At 45.6% G+C, this 6098-nt stretch carries 4 protein-coding genes; all 4 read right to left on the minus strand.

Going from position 1 to position 6098, the window contains the following annotated elements; translation table 11 throughout:
• Positions 1 to 339: 339 nt before the first annotated feature.
• Entirely contained in the window at positions 340 to 2106 is a 1767-nt protein-coding gene (locus BUB85_RS20410; RefSeq protein WP_073113309.1) for a lysozyme family protein, read from the minus strand.
• A 30-nt stretch (positions 2107 to 2136) separates the two neighbouring features.
• Positions 2137 to 2544 (minus strand): hypothetical protein, encoded by a 408-nt coding sequence (locus tag BUB85_RS20415; RefSeq protein ID WP_073113310.1) that lies wholly within the window; start codon positions 2542 to 2544, stop codon positions 2137 to 2139.
• A 9-nt stretch (positions 2545 to 2553) separates the two neighbouring features.
• Entirely contained in the window at positions 2554 to 3339 is a 786-nt protein-coding gene (locus BUB85_RS20420) for a DUF6674 family protein (RefSeq protein WP_073113311.1), read from the minus strand.
• 109 nt (positions 3340 to 3448) lie between these two features.
• The gene (locus BUB85_RS20425; RefSeq protein ID WP_330392410.1) at positions 3449 to 5785 is read right to left on the minus strand and encodes a VirB4-like conjugal transfer ATPase, CD1110 family; all 2337 of its coding nucleotides are present in this window, start codon (positions 5783 to 5785) and stop codon (positions 3449 to 3451) included.
• Between the last annotated feature and the right edge of the window lie 313 nt (positions 5786 to 6098).

Here is a 6098-nt window from a genome sequence, read left to right on the forward strand (position 1 = left end):
TTGAAAGATTGAAAGAGTAATCCACAATGAATTAAATTATTCAATCACAAACAATTGGTTATCCACCAATTACCGAAATAATATCGCAAAACAGGTTTTAAAAATTCTCTGTTTTGTACAAAAATTAATTAGTTCCCCAAGGGGGTTCTGAACAGTTACAGTTTATCAATATATATACCACAAATTAGTAATTTTGTAATATGCAGTGTCATGAACAACAAATATTGACATCTGAAATGCAAGTTTAAGGGAATTACATATAGAAAAAACACTGAGAAGAAACCATCAAGGAGTCCCTTCCCAGTGTTACTTAATGCATAATCGTCTTACCATTTCATATTACATTCCAAGTATTCCATATCCCAAGATGGATGCGTAGCCGACCGGATAACTGTTCTGCTTGCATCGATCCCCGGAATTTCCTTCTATCGTATAAACAATCCCATTTTCACATTTTTCCACGATACCTACATGATCGGAATTTCCATCCCCACCCCAGTCAAAGAAGATGATAGTTCCGGGTGTTGGTGTATAAGTATTCCCTTGCCAACGGTTTTGTGATTGAAACCATGACACCCCATCGGTACATAAAGCAAATTTGGGGACTGCTCCTGATTCAATTAGACCACTCTGGTCTGCACACCAACTTACAAAACAGGCACACCATTCTACCCTACCGTCAAAACCATACCATGACCAGAACTTCTGACCGCCCACGTTGCCAATCTGTGCTTTTGCGATTGTGACAATCTGATCATTTCCAAAAAGTCCAGCAAAAAGATTTCCACCTGAGTAGTACCTTAGAACATGAGGCACATACTCCGGGTCACCATATCTTGCCCACCCATGGGAAGCCGCCTGCTCCTGACTAAACTGAAGTGCATTTTCTGCACTGTAACCGCCATGGTTTCGTACCGCCCATGTTATGTATCCGTTTCCATAGTTATAACCCTGCAGCGATAGTTTCAGCCTGTCCATGTCATAAGGACTGGTACACTGCGCTTCCCTCAAACAGTCTGCATAATACTGGATACCTACCTGAATGGAATAATCGGGATCGGTGATGGCATTTGGGCTGTTCCCAAACCGGGTATTATAGGGACACTCCGAAGACTGCATAGGGTCCGTTCCCCTGCCACCGGATTCCTGCATCATAATAGCCTGTATGACCTGCACATATTCCGGTATGCCATACTGACTGGCATACCGCTGGATGGTGGGTGCATATGCCTGTACTTCCTGACTGACTGGTTCTGCACTCTGGGAACCTCCTAAAAAGGCTGCACCACCTATAACTCCCATCATAATGATAAGTACCAGAATCAAGGCTGCACCTCCTGCTCCCAGTGCCACCCACAGCGATCTTGCAGTTGCAGCAACTGCCTGCGCCAGTGCCCGGATACCTTGTCCTGCTGTTTTTGCTGTGGTTTTTGTTGTTCTTATGGTATTCTGGGTGTTTCGTGCGGAATCTATGGCAAGTTTCTTTGCCGCCATTGCTGCCTGTTTCTTTTGCAGTGCATTTTGTACAATCACTTTTTTCCCGGCAGACGCAGTGGTTGATTTGACAAAACGAGGAGATTTAATGGTTTGCTTTCCAGAGGCCTTAGGCATGGATTTCTGCTCTGGCTTCATCCTGATTTTCACCTTGCCGGACATCTGCTCTGCAAGAATTCCTGCATTCTCTGTCGTTGTTTCGCCAGCGGTGCCAAGCATTTTTCTGCTCTCACATCCTGCTCCTGTTGTATAAGATGCCTCCTGCATATTTGCTCTTAAATGCTCTGCCTCTGTTTGGGTACTGCCACCCGCTTTCTGTACCGCCTTACGTTCTTTTATCTTCTCATAGGATTTTCTGGCAAGTGCCCTTCCCCCTGCTGTGACAGCATCTGCCACTTCCCCACCTGCTCTCATCTCTGCGGATTCCAGCTTTTCAGTGGCATATTCTGTCGATGTAGCATGGCTGTGTCCTGTATCTGTAAGGTCAGCCGCCTGATGAGATTTTTCTTTTGATTTTAAAAGCGCCGAGCGTACCAATTCCTTTGGCATCTTCGAGACTGGATTTAACAGTTTCGGGCTTCGGTTATGCTCTTTTCTTTTAATATCTTTCATGGCTCACCTCCCTTCGTTTTTTTCTGTCTTCTACCGCTCCATATGCTTGTGCTTTTTGGTTCTTTTAGCTGCAGCTATCTTCTGATTCCACTTGCGCGTCCTCTCCTTCTCTGCTTCTTTTATTTTGGGCAGATACCCCTCCAGTTCCCTGACTGCCTGTTGTACCAGAGGATAATCCCTGCATAGGGGAATCAGATTAAGGTACTCTCGGTCAATCTCTTTTCCGTTATAAAGAGGCAGATTCATATCTGCATAGAGAAATTCTGGATCGTTTTTCACGACAAACCCAATGCCCGGTAGTGAAGAAGTATTTTCAATTTTGCAGTAACGGTCTACGGCCTGCTCTAATGTCAGATTTTCATACAGGGCACCATAATTTATAAATTCCATACATTCGGCTGCATAGAAGCGGATGATTGGTTTTTCCTTTTCTTTCATGCTCTTTCCTTATCTGGCCGGTGTCTTCCGGTGTTTTTCCATACCGGATTCCTGTGATTTTTTCTCTGTTTGAATACTCTTTAAACTGTCTCTTACGGATATTTTCGGTGTCCTGGATGCCCGCTCTTCTAATTGCGCCAGCCTGCCAAGCAGCGTATCTGTCCTTTTTTCCATACCGGACAGCATTCCCATGACGGTAAATAACGCTTTCTGTCCCTGAAAGAATGCACCCTTTTCCACATCACGGGAGGTGGCAGGTTTTAATTCCTTTCCGGCCAGTGTTCTGCCGATATTCCCCAGATGTACTCCGGCATCATGCAGTTCATCTCCCATGGTTCCCAGATGGCTGATGCCATTGTCTGTCAGGTCGATGGTTGCATGGAGCTGTTCTTTGATCTTACTGATTCCTTTCTGAAGTCCGGTGATATCGACTGCTGTTTGCAGTGCAGAGATTCCCTTATCTTTGAAGCCACTGACAGCTTTCTCTACCCCTTCCATGAATTTCTTTTTCACAGTCTGGAGCTGCTGTTTGGCTTCACCGACTTTGCTTTCCACCTTAGTTATCAGCTTCAGTGTCTGCGATTTGATTCCCTTCTCCTGTATCATGCCAAGCTGCTCCTTGACACCTTTTAATTCCTCCAGGACTGCGCCAAACTGTTGGTCCATCTTATCGATGTAATCCGCCAGCTCTGCGATTTCTGCTTTCTTCTCACCCAGCCCGTTTTCATCCATGAGTTTGAAAAGTTCCTTTAAGTTTTCCTGTTCCCTTAATGGAACACTTAACGATGGTTTCATTTTGCATGACCTCCTTTATATGAAAAATGCCATCTCATGGATTTGGTATCCTGCGATGGCATTTCTACTTTGTTTGCTTTTCTATGGTTTCTTATGGTTCGTTCTGCCCCTAGCTCCGTGCATCCATAGGGGATGTGGACATTAGTTTATATAGTTTTGTTCCTTTGGGAAAGGAGTTCTCAAAAGGCACGATATTTCCGGCACAGCGGATGAGTCCATGACCTGCGCCTACGTTGGTGATATAAGAGAGCTGGTTGTCTGAGATGTTCAATAGCTTCGCCAGCTCTTCCCGGTCTGTACTGGCCTGATTGAGAAGAATCAGAAACTCGCTGTTTGCCAGCATGAGCCTTGCGGTATCGGACTTTAACAGTTCCTCTACGTTCTGCGTGAGCCCAGTTACGAATCCAAAATACTTACGAATGCGTTTGTACAGGCGGTAGAAAAAGTCTGCGCTGTACTGGTATCGGAACAGCAGATAGAATTCATCCGCAAATACCCACGTAGTTCTTCCTCTCTTCCAGTTCTGAATCACCCGGTTGAAGATGCTGTCCAGCGTTACCAGCATTCCAAGGGGCATGAGCTGTTCTCCCAGCTCCCGGATATCATAATCAATAATCCGGCTTTTGGTATTTACATTCGTACTCTGTGCAAAGGTGTTCAGGCTTCCGTTGATAAATAATTCCGAAGATAAGGCAAGCCCTCTGGCCTCTTCCTCCGGCTGGAGCATGAGCTGTCGATACAGTTCTTTTAAGGTTGGCGGTTTCCCCTGATAGCCACTGTTGATATAATCCCGGTACACATCTGCGGTACAGCGGTCCAGGATGGATTTTTCTTTGGCACTTAGATTGCCTGCTCCTACTAACTGCTCAAACAGGGACAGGATAAATTCTGACTTTTCAATCAGGGGATTTCGGTCATCTCCATAGGCGGAGTCCATATCCAGTGCATTTAAGTGGGTATCCGATGTGGCAGAGATATGGATGACTTCTCCATTTAACGCTTCCACTAGTGAGGTAAACTCAGACTCCGGGTCTAAGATCAGGATATCATCTTCGGTAGACAATGCCAGGTCAACGATTTCTTCTTTTGCCGAGAAACTCTTTCCGGAACCGCTGACACCCAGCCGGAAGGAGTTGCCATTTAGCAGCTTCTTGCGGTCTGCCACCAGCATATTTTTACTGACCGCATTCTGCCCATAGTAGATGCCGCCCGGCTGCATGATCTCCTGTGCATGAAATGGAATCAGCACTGCGGTAGATTCGGTAGTCATAGTCCGTAGTGCATTGATTTTCCGAAGTCCGTAGGGCAGGACGGTTTGGATACCGTCCACTTGCTGCCATTTTAGCACGGCCATCTGGCAGAGGGATTTTCTTGCAGATGAGAGCAGGGTATCTGTATCCGAATCAAGCTGCTCTTTAGTATCTGCCATATGTACCAGCGTAAGAAGCCCGAACATCATCCGCTGGTCTCTGGTCGTCAAATCGTCCAGCATCTCTTTTGTTTCCTTGCGTTGTAATTCCATATCATATGGCACAACAGCAGAAAAGTTATTGTTTGCATTCTGCCTGCGCTGCCAGTTCGTCACATTGGTCTCCACGCCCAGCAGTTTGTTCTGAATCTCTCGCACTGCTTCGTCTGTCGGCACTGGCAGGATATCGATGGACAGCATCAAGTCCCGGCTTAAGCTGCACAGTTCGGACACCGTCTCATCTTTCACATAATTTGCATAATCCTGCATAAACAATACGCGCCCATATCTTCCGTCTATCTTAAAATAATCCGTAGCAAATTCCATCGTGTTCGGGCAGATCCAATCCTTGAAGCTGTGTCCACGCTTGGCAAATCCCTTCAGATCAAACGGGATGCAGGCTGGCTTATCTGCCTGAAAGAAATCCCGGAAAATCTGCAGCCTCTCTTCCGCATTCAGTTCTTCACCTACGGAGGACAGCTTTGCCAAATGGGTAATGATGTCTGTTCCTACACGGGCAAAGTACGTCCTTGCCTCATCGATGTTCTTCTTATGGACACTGATGGTGAGATACCGCTCCTGATAGATGCTGTTGTTGGTGCCGCTGACTTTCGACAACAGCATATCGTTGTATTCCTTCCGGTACTCGTCCAATCCGTCCTCTTTCATTGGAATAAGCAGGGACTGTTCAAATTCTGCTTTATTGATTCTTCGGTTGTTGAGCGTGATCTTTGCCGATGCGCCGGAATCCAGTGCATTTAAGAGTTCCGAGTAATCAAGGAACATCTCTGTCTTATCGCTCTTGCTTGCAATGGAATAATTGATATCGGAAAACCGGAACGTCTTAGAGAACTTCCGGTCTACCTGAAAAATGCCATCCGGCCAGATTCTCTGGATGGGAATCACCTGCTGAACGGACTTTGGTACTTTGAATTTTACTTTATCCATCTTGATGGACTGGTTCAGTGTTTTAATCAATCGCACCCCTTCCTATTCTGTCAAGCCTAAATCTATTGATTTTACTAGCTTTGACGATTTTTATTTACCTCTAAAACAGAGCCGATAGTGATGAATATCGTAGTATCAAGTACTGAATAGTTGAAAAATAGGTATAACTTTAAAAGCATCCATTTCGTTTGCTATATAAAGGCTATTTTCCCTCTGATCAACTATGATGATGAACCTTCCGTGTCTAAGGGGATCGTGTCCCAACTTCCTTCGTACCATCTATTCATACACTGAGTGCCAGCCAAGCTCCTAGACGGGGTCTCGCCCCATGGTGAAAACCGAT

This window comes from Hespellia stercorisuis DSM 15480 (assembly GCF_900142165.1).
GTDB classification, from domain to species: domain Bacteria; phylum Bacillota; class Clostridia; order Lachnospirales; family Lachnospiraceae; genus Hespellia; species Hespellia stercorisuis.